This window comes from Campylobacter sp. US25a, assembly GCF_004379075.1.
GTDB lineage: Bacteria > Campylobacterota > Campylobacteria > Campylobacterales > Campylobacteraceae > Campylobacter_D > Campylobacter_D jejuni.
Genome location: NZ_RYYM01000001.1, coordinates 254,106 through 275,666, shown reverse-complemented (window position 1 = coordinate 275,666; position 21,561 = coordinate 254,106). Strand labels below are relative to the sequence as shown.

The 21,561-nt window shown below is 31.9% G+C and carries 21 protein-coding genes; 5 read left to right on the top strand and 16 right to left on the bottom strand.

The features are described from left to right. Positions 1-41: 41 nt before the first annotated feature. From cmeD to cmeF, 3 genes are read left to right on the top strand one after another with little or no spacing between them, the layout of a single operon-like run. Entirely contained in the window at positions 42-1,316 is a 1,275-nt protein-coding gene (cmeD, locus tag ELQ12_RS01420) for a multidrug efflux RND transporter outer membrane subunit CmeD (RefSeq protein WP_002870580.1), read from the top strand. Next, positions 1,313-2,053, top strand: a complete 741-nt coding sequence (gene cmeE, locus ELQ12_RS01415) for a multidrug efflux RND transporter periplasmic adaptor subunit CmeE (RefSeq protein ID WP_070210233.1) — start codon at positions 1,313-1,315, stop codon at positions 2,051-2,053. The genes cmeD and cmeE overlap by 4 nt, the downstream gene beginning before the upstream one ends. Before the next feature lie 2 nt (positions 2,054-2,055). Continuing rightward, positions 2,056-5,073, top strand: coding sequence for a multidrug efflux RND transporter permease subunit CmeF (cmeF, locus tag ELQ12_RS01410; RefSeq protein WP_134264519.1), 3,018 nt, complete (start codon positions 2,056-2,058; stop codon positions 5,071-5,073). A 23-nt stretch (positions 5,074-5,096) separates the two neighbouring features. Here cmeF and ELQ12_RS01405 read toward each other — a convergent pair whose 3' ends face one another. Genes ELQ12_RS01405 through ELQ12_RS01390 form a run of 4 tightly spaced genes read right to left on the bottom strand, consistent with a single transcriptional unit; the run spans position 5,097 to position 8,323 of the window. Continuing rightward, positions 5,097-5,903 (bottom strand): adenylosuccinate lyase, encoded by an 807-nt coding sequence (locus ELQ12_RS01405; protein WP_002861764.1) that lies wholly within the window; start codon positions 5,901-5,903, stop codon positions 5,097-5,099. Next, positions 5,904-6,623, bottom strand: coding sequence for an arginyltransferase (locus ELQ12_RS01400; protein ID WP_002870578.1), 720 nt, complete (start codon positions 6,621-6,623; stop codon positions 5,904-5,906). After that, complete coding sequence (locus ELQ12_RS01395; protein ID WP_002870577.1) at positions 6,623-6,874, bottom strand: hypothetical protein; 252 nt, start codon at positions 6,872-6,874, stop codon at positions 6,623-6,625. Before ELQ12_RS01395 ends, ELQ12_RS01400 begins: the two co-directional genes overlap by 1 nt. 3 nt (positions 6,875-6,877) lie before the next feature. Beyond that, positions 6,878-8,323, bottom strand: coding sequence for an acetyl-CoA carboxylase subunit A (locus ELQ12_RS01390; RefSeq protein WP_002856595.1), 1,446 nt, complete (start codon positions 8,321-8,323; stop codon positions 6,878-6,880). Positions 8,324-8,462: 139 nt separating this feature from the next. On the opposite strand from ELQ12_RS01390, the gene ftsW reads away from it, so the two are divergent. Together ftsW and murG are read left to right on the top strand one after the other, a co-directional pair. Continuing rightward, positions 8,463-9,626 (top strand): putative lipid II flippase FtsW, encoded by a 1,164-nt coding sequence (gene ftsW / locus ELQ12_RS01385; RefSeq protein WP_002870576.1) that lies wholly within the window; start codon positions 8,463-8,465, stop codon positions 9,624-9,626. Further along, a complete protein-coding gene (gene murG, locus ELQ12_RS01380) occupies positions 9,623-10,651 on the top strand; it encodes an undecaprenyldiphospho-muramoylpentapeptide beta-N-acetylglucosaminyltransferase (protein WP_002870575.1) in 1,029 nt (342 codons plus the stop codon). Before ftsW ends, murG begins: the two co-directional genes overlap by 4 nt. Here the strand turns inward: murG and ELQ12_RS01375 are convergent. From ELQ12_RS01375 to murC, 12 genes are read right to left on the bottom strand one after another with little or no spacing between them, the layout of a single operon-like run. Continuing rightward, on the bottom strand, positions 10,622-11,788 hold the full coding sequence (locus ELQ12_RS01375) for a CynX/NimT family MFS transporter (RefSeq protein ID WP_002870574.1): 1,167 nt from the start codon (positions 11,786-11,788) through the stop codon (positions 10,622-10,624). The two genes, murG and ELQ12_RS01375, sit on opposite strands and share 30 nt — an antisense overlap. Then, positions 11,781-12,392, bottom strand: a complete 612-nt coding sequence (locus ELQ12_RS01370; RefSeq protein WP_002870573.1) for a thiamine phosphate synthase — start codon at positions 12,390-12,392, stop codon at positions 11,781-11,783. Before ELQ12_RS01370 ends, ELQ12_RS01375 begins: the two co-directional genes overlap by 8 nt. Next, complete coding sequence (thiH, locus tag ELQ12_RS01365; RefSeq protein WP_002870572.1) at positions 12,382-13,527, bottom strand: 2-iminoacetate synthase ThiH; 1,146 nt, start codon at positions 13,525-13,527, stop codon at positions 12,382-12,384. The genes ELQ12_RS01370 and thiH overlap by 11 nt, the downstream gene beginning before the upstream one ends. A gap of 2 nt (positions 13,528-13,529) precedes the next feature. Further along, positions 13,530-14,306: a thiazole synthase gene (locus ELQ12_RS01360; protein WP_002870571.1), complete on the bottom strand. Its 777-nt coding sequence runs from the start codon at positions 14,304-14,306 to the stop codon at positions 13,530-13,532. A 2-nt stretch (positions 14,307-14,308) separates the two neighbouring features. Beyond that, complete coding sequence (gene thiF, locus ELQ12_RS01355; protein ID WP_079264235.1) at positions 14,309-15,112, bottom strand: thiamine biosynthesis protein ThiF; 804 nt, start codon at positions 15,110-15,112, stop codon at positions 14,309-14,311. After that, positions 15,109-15,300, bottom strand: coding sequence for a sulfur carrier protein ThiS (gene thiS / locus ELQ12_RS01350; RefSeq protein ID WP_002830937.1), 192 nt, complete (start codon positions 15,298-15,300; stop codon positions 15,109-15,111). Before thiS ends, thiF begins: the two co-directional genes overlap by 4 nt. A gap of 9 nt (positions 15,301-15,309) precedes the next feature. Continuing rightward, a complete protein-coding gene (gene dapE / locus ELQ12_RS01345) occupies positions 15,310-16,407 on the bottom strand; it encodes a succinyl-diaminopimelate desuccinylase (RefSeq protein ID WP_002870569.1) in 1,098 nt (365 codons plus the stop codon). A gap of 3 nt (positions 16,408-16,410) precedes the next feature. Further along, on the bottom strand, positions 16,411-17,010 hold the full coding sequence (locus ELQ12_RS01340; RefSeq protein WP_002870568.1) for a LysE family translocator: 600 nt from the start codon (positions 17,008-17,010) through the stop codon (positions 16,411-16,413). Beyond that, on the bottom strand, positions 17,003-17,704 hold the full coding sequence (locus ELQ12_RS01335) for an NAD-dependent deacetylase (protein ID WP_002870567.1): 702 nt from the start codon (positions 17,702-17,704) through the stop codon (positions 17,003-17,005). Before ELQ12_RS01335 ends, ELQ12_RS01340 begins: the two co-directional genes overlap by 8 nt. Further along, on the bottom strand, positions 17,701-19,911 hold the full coding sequence (locus ELQ12_RS01330; RefSeq protein WP_079264234.1) for an endonuclease MutS2: 2,211 nt from the start codon (positions 19,909-19,911) through the stop codon (positions 17,701-17,703). The genes ELQ12_RS01335 and ELQ12_RS01330 overlap by 4 nt, the downstream gene beginning before the upstream one ends. Further along, on the bottom strand, positions 19,901-20,251 hold the full coding sequence (locus ELQ12_RS01325; protein ID WP_070242935.1) for a hypothetical protein: 351 nt from the start codon (positions 20,249-20,251) through the stop codon (positions 19,901-19,903). The genes ELQ12_RS01330 and ELQ12_RS01325 overlap by 11 nt, the downstream gene beginning before the upstream one ends. Next, a complete protein-coding gene (murC, locus tag ELQ12_RS01320; RefSeq protein ID WP_074486932.1) occupies positions 20,244-21,542 on the bottom strand; it encodes a UDP-N-acetylmuramate--L-alanine ligase in 1,299 nt (432 codons plus the stop codon). The genes ELQ12_RS01325 and murC overlap by 8 nt, the downstream gene beginning before the upstream one ends. Positions 21,543-21,561 lie beyond the last annotated feature (19 nt).

Below are 21,561 nucleotides of genomic sequence, written 5' to 3'. Positions count from 1 at the left end.
AACTTCAATTGAAATTTATATAAAGCATACTAAAATATCAAATGTTTGAAAAATATTTAAAATCAGCTATATTTTTAGCTCTTTATCCCTTAGCAATGTTAGCTTCTAATTTGCACGAATTTATAGCACTAAGTCAAAATAATGAATCCTATCTCATTAAACAAATGCAAAGCGAACAAGCAAATTTGGACAAAGAACAAGCTTTTAGAAATTACCTACCCTCTCTTAGTCTAAACTCAGCTTATGTAGCCAATAATAAAGATCGCTTCATCATCGATCCACAAGAAAGTTTATTTGCTAAAGTCTCTCTTAATTTTTTGCTTTTTGATGGGGGTGCTAGAGAAGCCAATTTAAGGGCTTTAGAAAGCAAAGAAAAATTAAGCCTTTTAGATAAAGAACAAAATAAAAATTACCTTGCCCTAAATGCAATCACACTTTATTTTAACACCTTAAGTCTTGAAAAAATTTTACTAGCCAATCAACAAAAAGTAGCTTTTTTAAAATCAACTTTTGAAAGATTGCAAAAATTTTACGATGCAGGACTTAGCCCTAAAGATGAACTTGAAAGCATTAAAGCCAAATATCATTTAAGCTTATTAGAGCTCAGTCAAAATGAATTAAAACTTGCCAATATACAAAAAGAGATTAAAATTTTAAGCAATACAGATTTTAAAGTGCAAGGGAATGCTTTTTTAGAAAATCCGCAACAAGAAAAAAGTCAAAACTATGAAGTAATGATAGCTAAAGAACAAATCAATCTTGCTAAAGAAAGTGTAAATTTAGCAAAAGCTGAATATTTTCCAAAATTTTATATTCAAGATAATTTTAACTTTTATAAAAACAATTATAATCCAAAAGTTCCAGCTCCTTTTGTAAACTTAGCAGATCAATTCTTAGAAAAATATTCTCAAGGTAATCAGTTTATTTTAGGTATGGAATGGAAAATTTTTGATTTCAATGCAAGGGCTAAAGAAGTTGAAAAAGAGCGTTTAAACGTTCAAATAGCCAATGCAAATGCAAGATTTAGTGAGAGAAAAAATAAAGAAGAATTAAATTATTTAGACAAAAGTTTAAAAGTTTTACAAGAACAAATTTTAGCTCTTAATCTTAGCTTAAATGCTGCAAATTTAGCTTTTGAAAGTGTAGATAAAAAATACCAAGCAGGACTTGTTTCTTATGTGGAATATCTTCAAGCTTTAGAGGCTAAATTTAAAGCACAAAGCGATTTAGAGCTTGCTAAAAATGAATTTGAAATTACCAAAGCAAATTATTATTTTAATGCAGGTATAGATCTTAATTCAAAGGTTAAAGAATGAAAAAAATTCTATTTTTACTTCTTGCTTTTAATTGCGCCTTTGGCGAAGAAATTTATGCAAGTTTCAATGTAGAAGCATCAAAACAAAGCAAACTTGCCCTTGAAAGCATAGGTTTAGTTCAAAAAATTCCTGTAGAAATTGGACAAAAAGTCAGCAAAGGAGAACTTTTACTTGCTCTTGATCAAGAAAGTGAAAAAATAGCTCTTCAAAATGCCCAAAATTCTTATCAACTTGCTCTTGTAGAATACGAAAATACCAAAAGCAAAATGCAAAAAATCAAAGCTGTAGAAAATGTTATAGACAAACAAAGCTATGAAGATATGAAAGCTAAGTTTGATGCAGCTAATTTAAATTTAAACAAAGCAAAAATCAATATAGCTTATTATAAAAATATCATGACAAAAAAAGAATTGCGTGCACCTTATGATGCTATTATCGCAAATAAATTTATACAAGTGGGTGAAGGAGTAGGAGGAGTAGCTCAACCTTTAATAGAAATTTTTTCCTATCCACAAAGCAAACTGATTTTAAGTTTTGATGAAAAATACAAAGATAAGGTTAAATTAGGCGATGATTTCTTTTACAAAATTGATCAAAATGGTACAGAACTGAAAGGAAAAATCAGCCTTATCTATCCAAGTATAGAAGTAAAAACAAGAAAAATTTATGCTGAAGTGCAAACTACAAATCTAACACCTGGGCTTTTTGGCGAAGGTAGAATCATCACTAAAGATTAAAAATGTTTAAACTAGCTATAAACCGACCTATTGCCGTGCTAATGTTTTTCTTAGCTCTTATGATTTTTGGACTAATCTCTGCTTTTAGCATGAGTGTAAATTTATTTCCTAATGTTTCCATACCTCTTATAAAGATTACAAGCAAGGTAAATGGAGATTTAAATTTCGTAGAATCAAAAGTCACCAAAGAAATAGAAAATGCTCTAAGTGAAATCGATGGAGTAAAGACCATAACCTCAGCTGCGTATGATAATTTTAGTGTGAGTGTAGTCGAGTTTAAACTAGGTAAAAATCTTGAAGTAGCTGCCAATGATGTGCGTGATAAAATAGGAACTTTAAGCCTACCTTCTAAGCCTGAAATTGAAAAAATCAGTTCAGATTCTGGTTCTGCTATTTCGCTTTTTTTATATTCTAAAGATAAATTACAACTCATGCGTGAAATCAATGACAAAATAAAACCTTTTTTGCAAAGAGTTGAAGGAGTAGGCAAAATCGAAACTAAAGGGTTTTTAGAACCCCAAATTCGCATAGAATTAAAACCAAATGAACTTAGAAAATACAATCTTAATGCTCTTGATGTAGCAAATATTATCAAAAGTCAAAATTTTAAACAAGCCCTTGGCGAACTTAATAACAATCAAGATAACTATATCATCAAAGGCTATTTTGAAGCCACAAATTTAGAAGAACTTAGCAATCTTCGCATAAAAACAGGGGTATTTTTAAGCGATATTGCTAATATTTCAAGCCTTTATGAAGATGAAAAACAAAGTGCTTTATACGAAGGTAAAGAAGGGGTGCTTTTAGAACTCGGAAAAATCACAAATTATAATACCCTTGAAATGATTAAAAATGTCAAAAATGCCTTGCCTATTTTAGAAAAACAAATTCCAAAAGATATAAGTATTAATGTGCTTTACGATAAAAGCTTAAATATCCACAAGCACCTTTCTCAAGTGATTTTTGATATGGTTTTGGGAATTTTTCTAACCCTTGTAATTGTATTTTTATTTTTAAGAAATTTAAGTGCAACTCTCATTGCTTGCATAGCTATACCTACTTCTATCATTTCAACTTTTTTTATTATCGATCTTTTAGGCTATGATTTAAACCGCTTAACTTTCATAGCTTTAACCTTAAGCATAGGAATTTTTATCGATGATGCTATAGTAGTGATTGAAAATATTGCTAAAAAACTAAAAACTTATCCGCCTTTACAAGCTGCTTTTTTAGGTATCAATGAAATAGGTTTTAGCGTTTTAAGCATCAGTATAGTTTTACTTTGTGTTTTTATCCCTATTTCTTATATGAACTCTATACCAGGGCTTTTTTTCAATGCTTTAGGCATAAGCGTTGCAAGTGGGATAGTGATAAGCTTTTTGGTTTCTGTATTTTTAATACCTAGTATTGGAGCAAGATTTTTAAATCCAAAAGAAAGCAAGTTTTATGAAAAAACAGAAGCTTTTTTTGAAAAAATAGAGCAAAAGTATGAAAATTTACTCTATAAAATTTTACAAAATAAAGCAAAATTTATCCTAGCCACTCTTGTTTTTGTAGGGCTTTCTTTTGCTTTAGCTACTCGCATAGGGCTTGATTTTTTACCTATGGAAGATGATAGCGAAATTCAAGTTTTGTTTGAAAGCAAAAAGGATTTAAGTTTAGAAGCCATGAAAGAAAAAAGTTTAAATTTGCTTGAAAAAATCAAAAATGATAGCAATGTCAAATACGCTTTTTTACTTGTAGGCTATGATGATGCCAAAGATGCTACAAAGGCTAAAATTTATATTAAACTTAAAAATTTAGACGAAAGAAATTTAAGACAAAGTGCTATAGTAAGTTTATATCGTCAAAAATTTCAAGATGAAAGTTTAAAAATCAAAATTTTAGAACTTCCAAAGATAGAGGGTGCAGGCATTGATGATCCCGTGCAGTTTTTAATCTTAGGAGATGATTTAAACACTCTAAAAGAAGCTGCTTCTCGAGCAAAAGAAATTTTAGGCACTAATGCACGCATTGTAGATATAAGCGACAATGCTAATGCTACAAAAGATGAAGTAGCCTTACACATCAACAAAGAAAAAGCTAAACTTTTAGATGTCAATCCTGAATATATCGCTGGGGTTTTAGGGTATTCTTTTTCGCAACTTAGCGTAGGAAGTATGGATAGAGGCAATTCAAAAGATGATATTATCCTAAGTTTTGTTCCAGAATTTAAAAAAGACATAGAAGCTTTAAAACGCATTAGTATTAAAAACAACCAAGGTGTAAATTTAGAACTTTCAAGCGTGGTGGATTTTATATACAGTAAGGATTTAAAAACTATCAATCGTTACAATAAAAACCGCTCTGTGAAAATCACAGCTGGAGTAAATGATCTTTCCTTAGGAGCGGTGCAAAAACTTTTACTAGATAATATGGATAAAATTTTAAATAAGAATGCAAGTCTTAGCTATGCTTTTTCAGGCTTTATCAATCTTTTAGGTGAAACCGTGCAAGGTTTTGCTATGGCAGTAGTACTTGCTTTTGTTTTAATTTATCTTGTTTTAGCCGCACTTTATGAAAGTTTTATTCTGCCTTTAATCATCATGATAACCATGCCTTTAGCCTTTGGAGGAGCATCTATAGGGCTTTTTATCACAGGGCATAATTTTTCGCTTTTTGTACTTATTGCCATCATCTTACTTTTTGGTATGGTGGGGAAAAATGCTATTTTGCTTGTGGATGTAGCTAATAAAAAATGTCATGAAGGTTTAGATCCCGATAAAGCTCTTTTAATCGCTGGAAAATCACGCTTAAGGGCTATATTGATGACAACTTTTGCTATGATTTTTGCTATGCTCCCACTTGCTCTTTCAAGGGGTGCGGGCTATGAAGCCAATTCTCCTATGGCAATAGCCATTATCTTTGGGCTTATAAGTTCGACTTTGCTTACCTTACTCGTAGTACCTGCACTTTTTAAATTTTGTTTTAAACTAGATAGCAAATTAAGAAAAATTTATGAGAGAGAAAAATTAAATTAACCAAAATGATTAATTTAATTTTTTTAAGTATTATTCTTATAAAGTGCTTTTAAGTTATCATAGGCAATTTGTATTTTTTCGAACTGCTCTCTTGCGTAAGCTTTTTCTATTGCACTTTTTCCTTGATGAAAATCAGGATGATAAAGTTTTACCAAAATCAAATATTTTTGTCTGATTTCACTAAGATCATTTTGCGGAGTGCATTCTAAAGTATTAAAATAATTACTAAAAAGCTTAGCTAAAGCATTAAATTTCCATTTCATATTTTCTTTATTGTGAATATTTTGGCGAAATTTTTTATACTCTTCTCGGTCAACTTCAAAATTCACGCAATATTTTAAATGCTCGCTCTCATCTGCAAAAGCTTCAAAAAGTTCAAGGGTATTTTCGTTTTTATATTCTAAAATTAGAATATTTGTCATTTCATTATATTCTATATTATGATCTTGGAAATAATTTCTTATATAAGTAACAAATAATTTTTCATTAGAGCTTAACTTCATCAAAATTCTACCCGCAGCAAAATCAATCTTGATAAACAACATAGGCTTAAGCATATTATTTTGCTCAAAATTTAATCTAAAAGTTTTAAAATGAGCATCTTGTAAATTCTCTATACCTTCATTTGTACTTTTGCGATATTTTTGATCTAAAACTTTTAAGAAATAACGACGCTGTGGAATTTCATTTTCTTCAAAAAAAGAAAAAATTTTATTTTTTCGTCCTATGACCTTTGTGAAATTTTTGGTAATCAAGTCTTTAAAATACTGAAATACGCTAATATCATCTGTATTAACATTGATAGTTTCTAAAGTTTGCACGATTTGCATCTATTTCTCCCATAAAACCTCATTTTCAAAAAGCTCTTTAGTGCCTTTTAAAATTTCATTGGGTGTATAATCGGCTTTATAAGATAAAGATTGACACTTTTTTACAAAATACCCAAGATAAATATAATCTAAGTTCATTTTTTTAGCTATTTGTATTTCATTGAGCAAAGAAAATTTACCCAAAGAAAAATACGAAAAATCAGGATCATAAAAACAATAAATGCTTGAAATTCCATCCTCTAAAATATCAATCAAATCAACACAAACGAGCTTATCTTCTATATAAAATGCAAGCTCATATCCAAAATTCATAAAACCATCGACATAAAGATTATAATACTGCTTAAAGCTTAAATCATAACGCTTCCAGTTCTTTTTTTCTTCCATAAAACGATGGTATTTATCATATAAAAACAAATGTTCATTGCTTAAATTGGGTGTTCTAAGCATAACTTTGGTGTTAATATTTTTATTTATAACCCTTCTTTCACTTTTTGAAAAATTATATTCATTAACTAAAATTCTAAGACTTAAACATTCATCACAATCTTTACAAATAGGGCGTGAAAAATACCTACCAAAACGACGCCAACCTCGTTTTATTAGCCCATTATTGATTTCTTTAGGGCAATTTTCAATGTATTTATACTCTATTCTTGAGCGTTTATCTTTTAAGTAAGGACACTGATCTTCAAGAGTACAAAAACCAATCTCAAGCATTAAATTTTCTTAATATCTGCATTTTTGATAAATTCGGAAAATTCATCCTGTAGTTTTTCTTGCTTTAAGAAAATTTCTTGCATTTCCTTATCTATGTTTGTTTCTTGATTTTTTTCGCGAATATCTTTAGCTAGTTTTTCTAAATTTTTTACACTTGCACCACTCTTGCTTGATTTCTTCGCTAATTTTGGAGTATTGGCGTTAGCTTGCATTTCTTTTTTAATACTTTTAAGACTGTCTAAAAAATCCATCTATTATTCTCTACTTTCTCGTATTTTTTTAAGCGTAGCAGCTATTGCAGCTATAACTTCTTCTTTGTTTTCTTGATGACGATCTTCTGTTTTTTCTAATAATTCTTGCATATGTGTTTCTATGAAAGAGGTATCTAAATACCCTCTTCTAAATTCTCTTGTTTTTGTAATGGCAATTAAAAATGGTATCGTTGTTCTAATATCATCAATCACAAATTCCTTCAAAGCACGCTCAAGTTTATTAACCGCTAAATCATAACTTGTTGCTTTAATAATAAGCTTTGCAAGCATGGAATCATAATAAGGCGGCACAGTATAGTCTTTATAAATATGACTATCAACCCTAACAGATGGTCCAAGAGCTGGGTAGTATTCTCCTATTTTTCCAGGACTTGGAATAAAATTTTTCCATACATTTTCAGCAGTAATTCTAGCTTCAATAGCAAAACCCCTAGGTTTAATATCGCTTTGTTCTAAGTCCAAAATTTCTCCTGCTGCAATACGAATTTGTCTTACAATAAGGTCAATACCTGTAATTTCTTCAGTAATTGGATGTTCAACTTGAATTCTTGTATTCATTTCCATAAAATAAAAGCGATTATAATCATCAAGCAAAAACTCTATAGTTCCAGCATTTGTATAACCTACAGCCTTAGCAGCTGCCACAGCTGTAACACCCATGGTTTTTCTAAGATTATCTGAAATTCCAGGGCAAGGCGCTATCTCAATTACCTTTTGATGTCTTCTTTGGATAGAACAATCCCTTTCACAAAGATGGATAATATTTCCATAGTTATCTCCTAAAATTTGAAATTCTATATGCCTAGGATTAACTACATATTTTTCCATAAATACTTCATCATTATTAAAGTATGTTAAAGCTTCTCTTTTGCAAGATTCAAAAGCATTTTCAAGATCTTGTTCTTTATGAACAACGCGAATTCCACGTCCACCTCCACCACCTGAAGCTTTTAAAATAACAGGATAACCAATCTTCTCAGCAAAAATTTTAATTTCTTCCATGCTATAGGAATTTAATTTTTCAGTCCCTGGAACAATAGGTATGCCATTTTTAGCCATTAACTTACGAGCGATATTTTTATTTCCCATCTTATGGATTACTTCAGATTTTGGACCTATAAAAATAATTCCAGCATCTTCACAAGCCTTAGCAAATTCGTAATTCTCACTTAAAAATCCATAACCAGGATGGATCGCATCAGCACCACAAGCCTTAGCAATCTCGACAATGCGAGCAACATCTAAATATCCTCTTATAGCATCCGTTCCTATGCGATAAGCCTCATCTGCGATTTTTACATGCAAACATTCACGATCAGGCTCTGTAAAAACTGCAACACTTTTAATATGCAAATCTCTACAAGCGCGGATTACTCTAACAGCTATTTCAGCTCTATTTGCTATGAGAATTTTATGGATTTGATTCATAATTTGCCTTTTTTGTTATATTTTTATTGTTAATTTTAGCAAATTTTCCTTACAAAAACTTAGCAAAAAATTTAATTTATTTTAGTTATAATAAAACTTTTTAAAATTTTAATTCCAATAAAGAAAAGTTATAATTATAATGGTTGCTGATAAAAGATTATTTTATTTAAGTTGTATTTTAATCACCATAGGAATAGTATTTTCATACTCTCTTACAGCTTTTACTGTTCTTTTTCTTGACTATAGCGAGTTTCATTTTTTTATTCGTCAGCTTTTTTTTGGAATTAGTGGCATACTTATAATGTTTTTTATTTCTCGTTTGGATCCTGATAAAGCACTTTCTAAAAAAATTATTTTAGCTATTTTGATTGTTTCTTTTATCTTTATCATCATTTTACCATTTTTACCTTCTGCACTAGCAACAGCTAGCGGAGGAGCTAAACGCTGGATACGCTTAGGCCCACTCTCTATCTCTCCTGTGGAATTTTTTAAAATAGGATTGATTTATTTTTTAGCATGGAGCTATACAAGGCGTATTGATGATAGCAAAAAAGCTATCAGACACGAGGCTCTAATTCTTCTGCCTTATTGTATCTTAGCTTCTATAGTTATAGGATATATTTATATCACTCAAAACGATTTAGGACAAAGTATAATTTCTTTCTTTTTAATTCTAGCTTTAGCTTTTTTTGCAGGAGCTAGTAAAAGACTTTTTGCTTTTGGAACTTTAATCATTATGATGATAGGTATAATGGTAATTTCTAGTAATCAAAGAAGAATTCAAAGAATTGCTTCTTGGTGGGGGAATATACAAGATGCTTTTTTACCTATGCTTCCTGATTGGTTGGCAAATGCTTTAAGAGTAAGTAGCAACAGCGAACCTTATCAGATTTCGCACTCTTTAAATGCTATAGCCCATGGAGGAATGTTTGGCGAAGGCTTAGGACTTGGAACTTTTAAATTAGGCTTTTTAAGTGAAGTACATACTGACTTTATTCTTTCAGGAATTACTGAAGAAATAGGACTTTTGGGTCTTGGAGTTATTTGTTATATTTATCTTTGGATGATTTTAAGAATTTTTAGAATTGCAGGAAGATGCGAAGCTAAACAAGATTTTATTTTCTGTTCAGGCATAGCCTTACTTTTACTTTTTTCCTTTTTTATGAATGCTTTTGGTATTATTTCTCTTACTCCACTAAAAGGTGTGGCTGTTCCACTTTTAAGTTATGGAGGAAGTTCAATGTGGGCAATTTGTATAGGTATAGGATATGTATTAATGATTTCAAAAAAGGTTAAATTATGACAATAGCTTTAACAGGTGGCGGAACTGGAGGACATTTGGCCATAGTGCGTTGCTTATTAGAAAGTGCGATTAAAAAAAATATAGAATGTGTATACATAGGTAGTCAAAATGGTCAAGATAAAGCTTGGTTTGAAAATGAAGTACGTTTTAAGGAAAAATTTTTTTTAAGCTCTAAAGGAGTGGTTAATCAAAACAAATTTGGCAAAATTAGTTCTTTACTCCACACCTTAAAACTCTCCAAAGATTGTAGAGAAATTTTTAAAAAATACCACATCCAAGCCGTTTTTAGTGTAGGTGGATATAGTGCAGCTCCTGCATCTTTTGCGGCTTTATTCTCACATTTGCCTCTTTTTATACACGAGCAAAATTCAAAAAGTGGCTCTTTAAACATGCTTTTAAAACCTTTCGCTACAAAATTTTTTAGCGCCTTTGAAAAAGAATTTAGTCCTTATCCTGTGGCAAATAAATTTTTTGATAATGCTAGGACTCGCACAGAATTAAAAAATATTATTTTCCTAGGAGGATCACAAGGAGCTAGTTTTATAAACGAACTAGCTTTAAATCTCGCCCCAAAGCTTCAAGAACAAAATATCAAAATCATCCATCAATGTGGAAAAAATGATTTTGAAAAATGCAAAAAACACTACCAAAGCTTAAATATCCAAGCTGATGTTTTTGACTTTAGTTCAAATTTGGAAGAAAAAATGAAAAATGCAGATCTAGCTATATCAAGAGCAGGTGCAAGCACCCTTTTTGAACTTTGTGCTAACACCTTGCCTGCTATTTTCATACCTTATCCTCATGCAGCTAAAAATCATCAATACTTTAATGCTAAATTTTTACAAGATCAAGCTTTATGTCAAATTTTCACGCAAGATTCGATCAATCTTGATGATTTTTTCAAAGCAATGTTAAAACTTAACTTAGAAGATATTTCCACAAGATTGCAAAATATAGCACAAAAAAATGGTGGGGATATTTTACTAGAAAAAGCACTATCTGATAACTTGGCTTTTATACGATAAATATCCAAAGATATTTACCAAAATCCCTACAAAAATCAACATCAAAATAGCAAGTGAAAAATTCTCAAATTTATCATGTAAAAAGCCTATAATCCACTGCCCTTGTGCTGCGATTAAATACCCAAAACCTTGAGCTAAAGCAGAAAGCTTTGCTGCTACTTGGGTATTTGAACTTTTTTGTGCGATAAAAAGCAATGCAATACCAAAAACCCCACCCCATGGAAAGCCCATGATAAAAGCACTAATGATAATAGAAGTTTTACTATCAAAAACAAAAAGCATAGCAAAAGCGATTACATACATACTACATAAACTTGCTATATAAGGAGTATGTAATTTTTGCCTTAATTTTCCTAAAAGCAATGGGCCAAAAAGGGACACTGGGGCTGCAACAAGCTGAGCAAAAAGAACCATATTTGTAGCAAATTCTTTATCAAAACCTTTTTCTACAACGATTTGAACATACCAAAAAAACAAAGAATAAGCTAAAAAACTTTGAAATCCCATAAAAAGAGTGATCTTCCAAGTGGTTGCATTTGTAAAAAGATTGATTTTTTTAGAACTTTTTTTCTTAGCACGAAAAAATCTACCATTTTTAGCTTGAGGATAATAAACTACCAAAGCTATAAAAGAAAAAATCGCCCAAAAAAACATAGCACCTGCTAAATCAAACACGCTAAGCAAAGGTATAGTCAAAGCAACACCTACTATAGAAGAAATGCTTAAAATAAGACTATAAACCCCCATCATACTTGCTATTTTTTTAGGAAATTTCTCTTTAATAAAACTAGGCAATAAAACATTAGCGATTGCTATACCACAACCTATGCCTAACATACCCAAAAATAAGCCATATATCCCTGTATAAGAACGCAAAATTTCGCCAATAAAGATTAAAAAAATCCCTACGATAATCGCTCTAATGGGTGAAAAATATCCCACTATAAAAGAAATACTTCCAAAGGCTATCAAAGGTAAACTTGTAAGCACTCCTGCGAAAGTAGAATTTAAGCCATACGCATCTTTAATCACATCTATCATAGGCCCTATAGCCGTAATAGGAGCACGCAGATTAAAAGCTACAATCACAACGATGAAAAAATTAAGCCAAAAAATCTTTTTTTGAATACTACTCATAAGATAATCTTTCTTTGCAAACTTGGATATATGTTTTTAAATCTTTTTCTTTCATTAAAATTTCACGCATACAAACGCCTGCTATATTTATATCTTTAAAATTTTCCATATTTTGAGCATTGATACCGCCTATAGCATAAAGTGGAATTTGACTAAATTCAAGCAAGGATTTTAAAAAATCAAGCCCTTTAGGTTCTAAACCCACCTTACAAGAACTTTCAAAAATATGCCCTACAAAAGCATAATTTACCTTATAACTCATCGCCTCTAAAAGCTCTTCTTTGCTATGGACTGAAGTGCCAAGTATATGAAAATATTTTACTAATTTAGACTCTTTTCTTAATAAAGAAAGCGGTGCGTGAAAATAACGATGTCCTAATTTTAAACAAACCTTATCAAAAGAATGCAAAAAACAAGTCACTTTTTGCTTTGTGCAAATGCTTAAAACTTCTTTTGCTAAGTCATAATACTCAAATTCGCTTAAATCTTTTTCTCTTAAAACTATAGCATCTACCTTGGCCTTAGCAAGTTTTTCAATCTGCTTTAAGAAGTCTATTTGCACACATTTTCTATCGCTTATGGCGATGATTTTTTTATCCCACATAAATGCTATCACTCATCACAGCTTGCAAATTGGATCTTTTAAGCATGGCTAAAATTTCATCTACGCTTCTATCATCTGAAATTTCAAACTGCTCATCACCCTTTTTCTCGCCCTTATGCTCACCTATACCCACACTCACTCCTGCACTCATTTTAGTAGCACCAAGCTTGATAACCTCATCTCTAAAACCTATTCTTTCACGACTTGAAATGGTAATACCCGCAAAAGGTAAAAAAAGTCTATAAGCACAAAGTACTTGCAAAAGGCGTTTTTCACTCACATCTTTAGGATGGATTTTGGCATTATTGATAATAGGTCTTAAACGAGGCACTGAAATAGAAATTTCAGCATGCGGATAAGCTTGTTGTAAAAAATGCGCATGAAGTGCCGTAGCAAGAGCGTCTTTTCTAAAATCATCTATACCCAAAAGTGCCGCAAAAGCCACTCCACGCATACCCGCTTTTAAAGCTCTTTCTTGAGCATTAAAACGATAAGGAAAAATGCGTTTTTCGCCACCTAAATGAATTTTAGAATATTTTAAAGGATTGTAAGTTTCTTGAAAAACAGTCACATAATCACAACCCTTTTCATGTAAAATTTTATATTCATCTTCATTCATAGGATAAATTTCAACGCCTACAACCTTAAAATACTCTCTAGCTATTTTACAAGCATTTGCTATATATTCTACACTTGCAAACTCCCTACCCTCACCTGTTAGCATTAAAATTTCTTCTAAACCACTTTTAGCAATAGCTTGCATTTCTTCGTGAATTTCAGCTTCACTTAGCTTAGCTCTTGCGATTTTATTTCCTTTTTGAAAACCACAATAAACACATTTAGAATTACAATAATTTGACAAATAAAGTGGGGTAAAAAGAGAGATAGAATTTCCAAAATATTTTTGCTTGACTTTGGCGGATTTAAAGGCTAATTCTTCTATGAAATCTTCTGCTGTACTTGAAAGCAAGGCTTTTAAATGCTCTATACTTAAATGCGTTTGATTTAAAGCATTTTTAACATCCTTGGCGCTAAATTGACTCTCATCATAGCTTTGAACTTGAGTTAAAACCTTGTTTAAAATTTCGCTTTTTATTTCCTGCATGTGAGGTAAATGCTGCATATAATCTTGCATGATTAATCCCTTAAAAAGCCTGTTAATGGAGAACTTGCTTTAGCCTCGCTCACACTTGCCAAATCCGCCAAAAAAGCCGCTCTTCCTGCATTTACCGCCAAAGAAAAAGCTCTAGCCATCAAGGCTATATCTTTAGCTTCAGCTATAGCTGTATTTACCATCACCGCACTTACTCCCATTTGCATAGCTTCACAAGCTTGTGCAGGACTTCCAATACCCGCATCTACAATGATAGGCAAATCAATTTCATTAAGCAAAATTTGTATAAATTCCTTAGCGCATAAGCCTTTATTGCTCCCAATAGGTGCTGCCAAAGGCATGATAGCCGCAGCTCCTGCATCACGCATAGCTCTAGCTGCGTAAAGATCAGCATGCATGTAAGGTAGGGGCGCAAAACCCTCTTTGGCTAAAAGCTCGCAGGCTTTAATCGTTTCATAATTATCAGGCAGCAAATACCTACTATCGCTTATCACTTCTATCTTGATAAGTTCTCCACAACCAAGCTCTCTTGAAAGCCTTGCAATGCGTAAAGCTTCATCGGCGTTTCTTGCGCCTGAAGTGTTGGGTAAAAGTGTGATATTTTTAGGGATATAATCAAGTATATTAGCAATTTCCCCTGTATTTGCACGGCGTAAAGCTAGAGTGATAATCTGCGCTTTAGCTTCTTCTATGGCTGATTTTATAAGCTCTAGCGAATATTTTCCAGAACCTAAAATAAATCTTGAATCAAACTCGTATTTGCCTATTTTTAATTTATCATTTTTTAAATTTTCTTGCATTTTTACTCCTTATTTGCTAAAAGCTCTAAAACAAGGTTACTTTGATGTCCAGCGCAAATATTTACCCTTGGTGCCATAAGTCCATTTCCCACCTTAGCACCATTTACCAAATCCCCGCACACATAGAAATTTTTAGCAATTTTTCTTGTTTGTATGCTATTGCTATCGCCATAGCCCGCAAGCCCTGAAGCACAGATTAAAATACTATCTTTGTAAAATCTATGAAAATTTTGCGCCATCATCGCTTTTGCGATAGCACTATCAAAGGCTTCACAAACTATATCTATATCTTTAAGCAAAGACTTTAAATTATCCTCATCGATTTTTAAAGTGCAAATTTCAACACTGATATAAGGGTTAATCTCGCTAATTTGCTCTTTTAAAGCTTCGGTTTTAAATTTACCCAAATCACTTACACGATAAGCTTGACGATTCAAATTACTAGGCTCAATCACATCAAAATCAATCAGCTTTAAAAATCCCACACCACTTCTTGCCAAATTTATCGCTATATGCGATCCAAGTCCGCCCAAACCACAAACTGCCACACGCCCATTTTTAAGTTTATCATGAAGTTTTGGAGTGTGTCTTGCTCTCATCATAGCATCTAGTGCATCTTTTGGAGGTAAAGTATTTCTTTCTATGCAAAAAAGCTCATCATCTTCGTTTAAAGCGATATTCTCTTTTGTTGCAAAACCATTGATAATCCATACATCATTTTCATTTTTGCTGATATTTTCAAAAAATTCCAAACTTGTTTTAAAGTCTGTATCAAGTTCTTTGCCATTAAATTTCACTCTCATCATCCACCTCCTACAAAGCTTACGATTTCAGCTTTATCGTTTTCTTTTAAAATCAAATTTTCAAATTCGCTTTTTGGTATGATTTCTCCATTTAATTCTAAAGCAATAAGTTCGATTTTAAAACCTTTTTCTTTGATAAAATCCATAAATTTAAGCTCTTTTAACTCAAGCTTTTGTCCATTGATAATCATTCTAAACCTTTAAAAATTTTCTATCAAGTCTTTAAAAACAAGACAAAGTTTTTCAAATTCTTCTATACTTACTCTTTCATCAATAGCATGAATTCTATCATTACAAACCCCAAATTCCACTACCCTTACACCGTATTTTGCAAAATACCTTGCATCACTTGTACCGCCTTTAGTATTAAGCTCTGGCACTTCATGAGTGATTTTTTGAACGCTTTCATTCATTTTTTGAACGATTTTATTGTCGATATTTGTCAAAAAAGCTTCGCTTGATTGTTTTAGCTCTAACTCATAGTTTAAACCATGACAAATTTTTTCTACATAGCTTTTTACATCTTCTAAGCTTGTATCAGGGGAATTGCGTACATTAAACATAAGTTTTAAATCATTTGGCGTTATATTACATACCCCCATACCTCCGCGAATATCGGTAATAACAATTTTTGAAGGACTAAATTCAGCACTTCCAGGATCAAGATCAAAACCCGCTAAAAGCTTTAAAACCGGTGCAAAATCATGCACAGGATTGATACATTTTTCAGGATAAGCAACATGCCCTTGTTTTCCGCGGATTAAAAGCTTTCCATTAATAGAACCACGACGCCCTATTTTAATGCTATCGCCGATTTTTTTAACACAGGTTGGCTCAGCAACCACGGCATAATCAGGTAGTATATCTCTTTCTTGCATCCATTCTAAAACAGCCTTAGTTCCATATATAGCTTCGCCTTCTTCATCACTTGTTAAAATAAGACTCAGCCTAGCTCCTTTAAAATCCGCATTCTTTGTCGCATCTACAAAGGCTGCTACTCCGCTTTTCATATCTTGAGCACCTCTTGCATAGATAAAGCCTTCTTTTTCTATAGGCACGAAAGCATCGCTACTCCAACCCTCGCCTGCAGGCACCACATCTACATGCCCACCAAAAGCTAAATGCTCGCCTTCATCTTTAAATTTTTTAGTGAGTAAAAGGTTTTTAATGCCTTCTTTTTCTATAAAAAAAGCTTCAAAATCACTCAGTTCCATAGCGATGAAATTTAAAGCTCCATCATCATTTGGCGTAACAGATTTAAATTTTAAAAGTTCGATTAAAAATTCTTTTGCATTCATTTTTTATCCTAAGAAAGTTTTATATAATAAATTAAGAGCAAAATACTCTATAATTATAGCTGAAATTATATTGATTATAAAAACAACTTTTGCACTAAAAATATGACTATATCTTGCCACCACAAAGGCTAAAGCACTTACCCAAAAAAGTATAGCCACAACAAGCCCTAAAGTCATCAAATAAGCATGATCACTATTTAAAACCACACTTGCAGCACTAAGCCAAAATCCTATCACAAAAGGATTTGAACCATTTAAAAAAGCTCCTTTAATATAACTTTTCAAAAGACTTTCTTTAAATTCTTTATGCTCTAAATTTAAGCTTTCTTTCTTTTTTCTTAGCATCAAGTACGCCATATAAGTTAAAAAACAAAAACCAAAAATCGCCAAAGAACGCATAAAAATAACATTGTCTAAAAAATTTAAAAGCCCAAATTGAAGCAAAAAAAGATAAAGCATATCTATACTAAATGCTCCAAGTCCTACAGCTATGGAATTTTTAAAAGCTTTTAGTGCATAAGTTAAAATCAAAATATTTACAGGTCCAAAAGGCACACTCACTCCAAAGCCCAAAAAAACTCCACTTAAAAAAGAATCAAACATTACCATCTTTCATAAAATTTTCTATATCAAGTGCGATTTTATCAATAGCGCTTATAATATCTTCTATGTAGATTTTATCAAAATACCGCTCTAAATTCGCATCTTTTTCGTAGATATTTAAAATACTTTTTTCACACATTGAAGCATAACGCCCTACAGGCAAAACCGCCCCACTTGTGCCTATGCTGATAAAAAGCGAAGTTTGATTTAACAAAGAATAAAGCGTAGCATAAGCAAGAGCTTGCTCTTCAAACATGACTATATTGTGTCTTAAATCCTTGCTTTTGCATTTTGGGCATTGTTTATCTGTGATTATTTCATAGCCTATATTAAAAATTTCTTCGCATTTTAAGCAGCGAAGTTCAGGCAAAAAGCCATGCAAATGAATCACATCTTTACACCCTGCACGCTCTAGCAAATCATCTACATTTTGCGTGATGACAAAAAGATTTTTACCCCATTTTTCTTTTAATTGTGCGATTTTTTCATGAGCATAATTTGGCTTTACATTTTGAAGTTGCGCCCTTCTTGCATCGTAAAAATCAAGTACTTTTTTAGGATTTTTTCTAAAACCTGTTGCAGAGCAAACCTCCATCACATCGTATTCTTCCCAAAGTCCATCATTGTCTCTAAAAGTTTTAAGCCCACTTGGAGCAGACAAACCCGCTCCGCTTAATATCATTATATTTTTCATAATTTTACCACCTTAGCACCAAAACCACCTTGATTGATCGGTGCATCATTAAAGCCTTTGACACTTTTGTGAGTTTTTAAAAACTCTCTTACCGCAAAGGCAAGCTTTCCTGTGCCAATACCATGATAGATCAAAACCTCATCAAATCCCGCTATCAAAGCATCTGAAATAAATTTATCAAGCCTTGAAATAGCCTCATCACTCCTAAGTCCATGCAAATCCAAAGTTACGCTTAGATTGCTTGGTTTACTTACGCTTATACTTGTTTTTGCTACTTTTTTTGGCATTGCACCACTTTTTTTAAGCAGTTTTAAAGGCACGCGAAGTTTGATCTCATCGCTTTCAACCATAGCATCGTTTTTAGAAATGCTTATGATTTTACCCTTAATTTTTTCATATTTTACAAAATCTCCCACACGCAATTCTTCATTTTGTTCCATACTTGGCAAAATGATTTCTTTTTTAAGCTCATTGGCTTTATTAAGGCTTCTTTGCTTGTCTTTTGTGTCTTTAAGCTGTATGGTTTTTTTAGCTTCTTCTATGGCTTTGTGAAATTTAAATTCTAAATTTCTCAAACTCGTACGAAATTCTTGTTCATTTTTTTCTTTTTGCTCTTTTAAGGAAAGTAAAATTTCATCGACTTTTTGCTCTTTTTTCTCGACATTTTCAAGCTTAGCTTTTAATTCTAATTCAAGATTGATATTTTTACCCACAAGCTCTTCTAAATTTTCTTTATCCTCGCCATAAAGCTTTTTAGCCTCGCTAACTAAATTCGGCGGAATCTGATAACGCAAAGCGGTTTCAAAGGCATAAGATTTTCCTATAGTACCTTTTAAAAACTCATATTTTGGGCGTGAAAGCTCTTCATCATATAAAGCAGCGATGAGTTCAACTTGCTCATTCTTTGCTAAAAGCATGGCAAGGCGTTTGTGGTGCGTGGTGATGATGATTTTAAGATTATTAGCTATGAGTTTTGAAATTAACACACTATACAAACAAGCCGCTTCTTCAAAATCTGTTCCAAGCTCTATTTCATCGATACCTAAAAGCAAATTTTTCTTAGAAAAAAGCCTGGAAAAGTGCAACATTCTTCCTGCAAAAGTTGAAATGTCATTTTTAACATTTTGCGGATCTTCTATGATGGCATCAAATTCTTTAAAAGTGCCGATTTTACTTTCACTTGCTTTTATATGCATAGGCAAAAGATGTTTAGCTAAAAATGCTGCGCTTAGCATGGATTTTAAAAGCATGGATTTTCCACCTGCATTTACCCCTGTGATGATTAAAACTTGTTTTTTAAATTCCAAACTCACGCTTTTTGGATTTTTTAAGGCAGGATGAGCGAAATTTTTAAGCACTAAATCCGTACTTTGATCACACAAAACAAATTCAAAATCCCTTTTTTTAGCAAGCAAAACCCTAGCACTATAATGATCAAAAAGATCAAAGGCTGTATTGATAAATTTTAAAAAAGGTAGGTTTTTTGCTAAAAAAGCTGAGAAATTTTTAGCGTATTCATAATAAATTTCTTCTTTTTGATTTTTGATTTTTTCTATATCATTTTGCAAATTTTCAACACTTAAAGGCACGATATAAAAGCCGCCACTACTACTCCTGCCTATGATTTTTGCTTTAATAGCATGATTAAACCCACCTCTTACAAGCAAGGCTTCAAGATTGTTTATAAGATGGATTTGTGTATCGATAAGATAAGGCATCAAAGCTTTTGTGTAGCAAAATTTCTTAAACTCAGCTATTATGCTTTCATTTTTTAATCTTAGAGCGGCATTAAGATTTACAAGTCTTTCATCTAAACTTTCTTTTAATTCTCCTTTCTCATCGAAATTCAAACAAAGCTCCAAAGCCCCGCTAACAAATTCTATCTTTTGCAACCAAGAGTCTAAATTTGTTCCTAATTTTATTTTTTTTAGCTTTTCAAAATAACGAAAAATTTTTACAAATTCAAAAATTTCATCTAAATGCAAAATTCCTTGCTTACTTAAATGCACTAAGGCTTTATCAAGATTGCCAAGCTCTGGCATAGCAGGAAATTCCACCTCGCAAAGCTCATGTATGCGTTTAAAATGAAGATTAGAATCTCCTTGCAAAAAAATCTCCTTATCTCTTGCAAAAAGGCCTTTAAATTCTTCTAAATAGCCGTTTAAATCAAGCTTTGAGATCAATTCTTCTTTTGCATCATTCATCATTTAACCTGCAATCTTTAATATCTATGATTAAAGAATTAAAACTTTGATTATTATCTTTTGAAATAAAACTTCTTGTACCAAATTCATAATTAAAATACGCCTTAGAAACATTGATATCTTTACATAAAATATTTTTATTTTGATTAAAAGCTACGATAATATCTGTTCTTAAACGACTTTTTTGCGTATTTTCAAATTCAAAAAATACCGCTAAAATGATAAAAATCACAAGCAAAATACAAAAAAAAGGTTTGGTTTTTTTGCCTAATTTTTCACGCAAAGCAAAAGTGATTAAGGCTAAAATTAAGATAATTAAAAGATATAAAAAAAACCTACTCATTTTTTTGCCTTAATTTATTGCTAATATCTCCCGCACCAAAACCTATAATAAGCCCTTCTTCAAAAACCTGCCCCTTAGAAGCTACCAAAAATTTACCCTCTCTTTTAATATCTTCTACAAACAAAGCCTTAGGAAAAACCGCCTTTAAATCAAGTTCTATAGACTCTTCTCCTGCGGCATAAACAGGTAAAATTACAAGCTCATCAACACCTTCAAAAGCCTTTGCAAATTCCTTTAAATTTGCGGCCAAACGCGTGTAGCGGTGAGGTTCAAAAATGGCTGTGATTTTTTTATATCCACCTAATTTTGCGTATTCTTGTGCTGCACTTAAAGTCGCTTTTATTTCGGTAGGATGATGACCATAATCGTCAATTAAAACCAAATTTTCATCAGCATGTAAAATATCAAAACGCTTTTTAATACCTTGATAATTTTTAAGCCTGGTTCTTATCGTTTCTATATCTAAGAAATTTAAAGCCGCCAAAATCGCCAAAGACGCATCAAGGGCTAAATGATATCCCATACCAAAAACCTTAAATTCACCTAAATCTTTCAACTCAAAACTTGTAAAAGGTTTGAAATTTTCTATACACATGGTGCAGTTTTTGATATCTTTGCTCGGATAAAGCTTGATTGACTCATTTTTATAATTTTTCAAAAACTCATCTTCAGCATTAATCACACGAATTTTAGCCGTATCTAAAAACTCCACATAAGCATGATGGAGTTTTGAAACTTCATTGCCATAATGATCTAAATGCTCTGCTTCTGCATTGGTAACTATAGCCAAATAAGGATTTGAATTTAAAAAAGAACTATCGCTCTCATCAGCTTCAAAAACAAGGTTTTGGCTTTCTTTATAAATCATATTTGAACCAAATTCTTTTAAAATCGCTCCGATAATCACAGAAGCATCATCGAGCAAAGAAGCTAAAATGCTTGAAGTTGTGCTTTTTCCATGTGCTCCTGCAACTGCAAAAACACACTTATCTTCTAAAATAAGAGGCAAGGCCTCCTTGCGTGAAAGACATTTAATGCCTAATTCTTTAGCGTGTTTAAATTCAGGATTTTCTTCTTTAATTGCAGCAGAGTAAATAACTAAATCTTTGTTTAAAATATTGTCTTTATGATGAGGGATGCTGACCTTAACCCCTTCTTTTTCAAGTTCTTTAGTAATTTTACTTTCCTTAAGATCACTCCCACTAATCTTAAAGCCTTTTTCTTTTAAAAATCTTGCTAAAGCGGAAATTCCTATACCACCTATGCCGATAAAATGGATATTTTGCATCATTTAAACCTTTATACTTTAA

Excerpts from the sequence above, each read along its gene's own strand:
- ELQ12_RS01325 (WP_070242935.1), bottom strand. The coding sequence starts at position 20,251 with ATGAGTAGGTTTTTTTTATATCTTTTAATTATCTTAATTTTAGCCTTA.
- ELQ12_RS01340 (WP_002870568.1), bottom strand. The coding sequence starts at position 17,010 with ATGTTTGATTCTTTTTTAAGTGGAGTTTTTTTGGGCTTTGGAGTGAGT.
- ELQ12_RS01360 (WP_002870571.1), bottom strand. The coding sequence starts at position 14,306 with ATGCAAGAAAATTTAAAAAATGATAAATTAAAAATAGGCAAATACGAG.
- thiS (WP_002830937.1), bottom strand. The coding sequence starts at position 15,300 with ATGATTATCAATGGACAAAAGCTTGAGTTAAAAGAGCTTAAATTTATG.
- dapE (WP_002870569.1), bottom strand. The coding sequence starts at position 16,407 with ATGAATGCAAAAGAATTTTTAATCGAACTTTTAAAATTTAAATCTGTT.
- cmeD (WP_002870580.1), top strand. The coding sequence starts at position 42 with ATGTTTGAAAAATATTTAAAATCAGCTATATTTTTAGCTCTTTATCCC.
- ELQ12_RS01375 (WP_002870574.1), bottom strand. The coding sequence starts at position 11,788 with ATGAGTAGTATTCAAAAAAAGATTTTTTGGCTTAATTTTTTCATCGTT.
- ELQ12_RS01390 (WP_002856595.1), bottom strand. The coding sequence starts at position 8,323 with ATGAATCAAATCCATAAAATTCTCATAGCAAATAGAGCTGAAATAGCT.
- ELQ12_RS01405 (WP_002861764.1), bottom strand. The coding sequence starts at position 5,903 with ATGCAAATCGTGCAAACTTTAGAAACTATCAATGTTAATACAGATGAT.
- ftsW (WP_002870576.1), top strand. The coding sequence starts at position 8,463 with ATGGTTGCTGATAAAAGATTATTTTATTTAAGTTGTATTTTAATCACC.
- thiF (WP_079264235.1), bottom strand. The coding sequence starts at position 15,112 with ATGATGAGAGTGAAATTTAATGGCAAAGAACTTGATACAGACTTTAAA.
- ELQ12_RS01330 (WP_079264234.1), bottom strand. The coding sequence starts at position 19,911 with ATGATGAATGATGCAAAAGAAGAATTGATCTCAAAGCTTGATTTAAAC.
- ELQ12_RS01400 (WP_002870578.1), bottom strand. The coding sequence starts at position 6,623 with ATGCTTGAGATTGGTTTTTGTACTCTTGAAGATCAGTGTCCTTACTTA.
- ELQ12_RS01395 (WP_002870577.1), bottom strand. The coding sequence starts at position 6,874 with ATGGATTTTTTAGACAGTCTTAAAAGTATTAAAAAAGAAATGCAAGCT.
- ELQ12_RS01335 (WP_002870567.1), bottom strand. The coding sequence starts at position 17,704 with ATGAAAAATATAATGATATTAAGCGGAGCGGGTTTGTCTGCTCCAAGT.
- cmeF (WP_134264519.1), top strand. The coding sequence starts at position 2,056 with ATGTTTAAACTAGCTATAAACCGACCTATTGCCGTGCTAATGTTTTTC.
- murC (WP_074486932.1), bottom strand. The coding sequence starts at position 21,542 with ATGATGCAAAATATCCATTTTATCGGCATAGGTGGTATAGGAATTTCC.
- cmeE (WP_070210233.1), top strand. The coding sequence starts at position 1,313 with ATGAAAAAAATTCTATTTTTACTTCTTGCTTTTAATTGCGCCTTTGGC.
- ELQ12_RS01370 (WP_002870573.1), bottom strand. The coding sequence starts at position 12,392 with ATGTGGGATAAAAAAATCATCGCCATAAGCGATAGAAAATGTGTGCAA.
- murG (WP_002870575.1), top strand. The coding sequence starts at position 9,623 with ATGACAATAGCTTTAACAGGTGGCGGAACTGGAGGACATTTGGCCATA.
- thiH (WP_002870572.1), bottom strand. The coding sequence starts at position 13,527 with ATGCAAGATTATATGCAGCATTTACCTCACATGCAGGAAATAAAAAGC.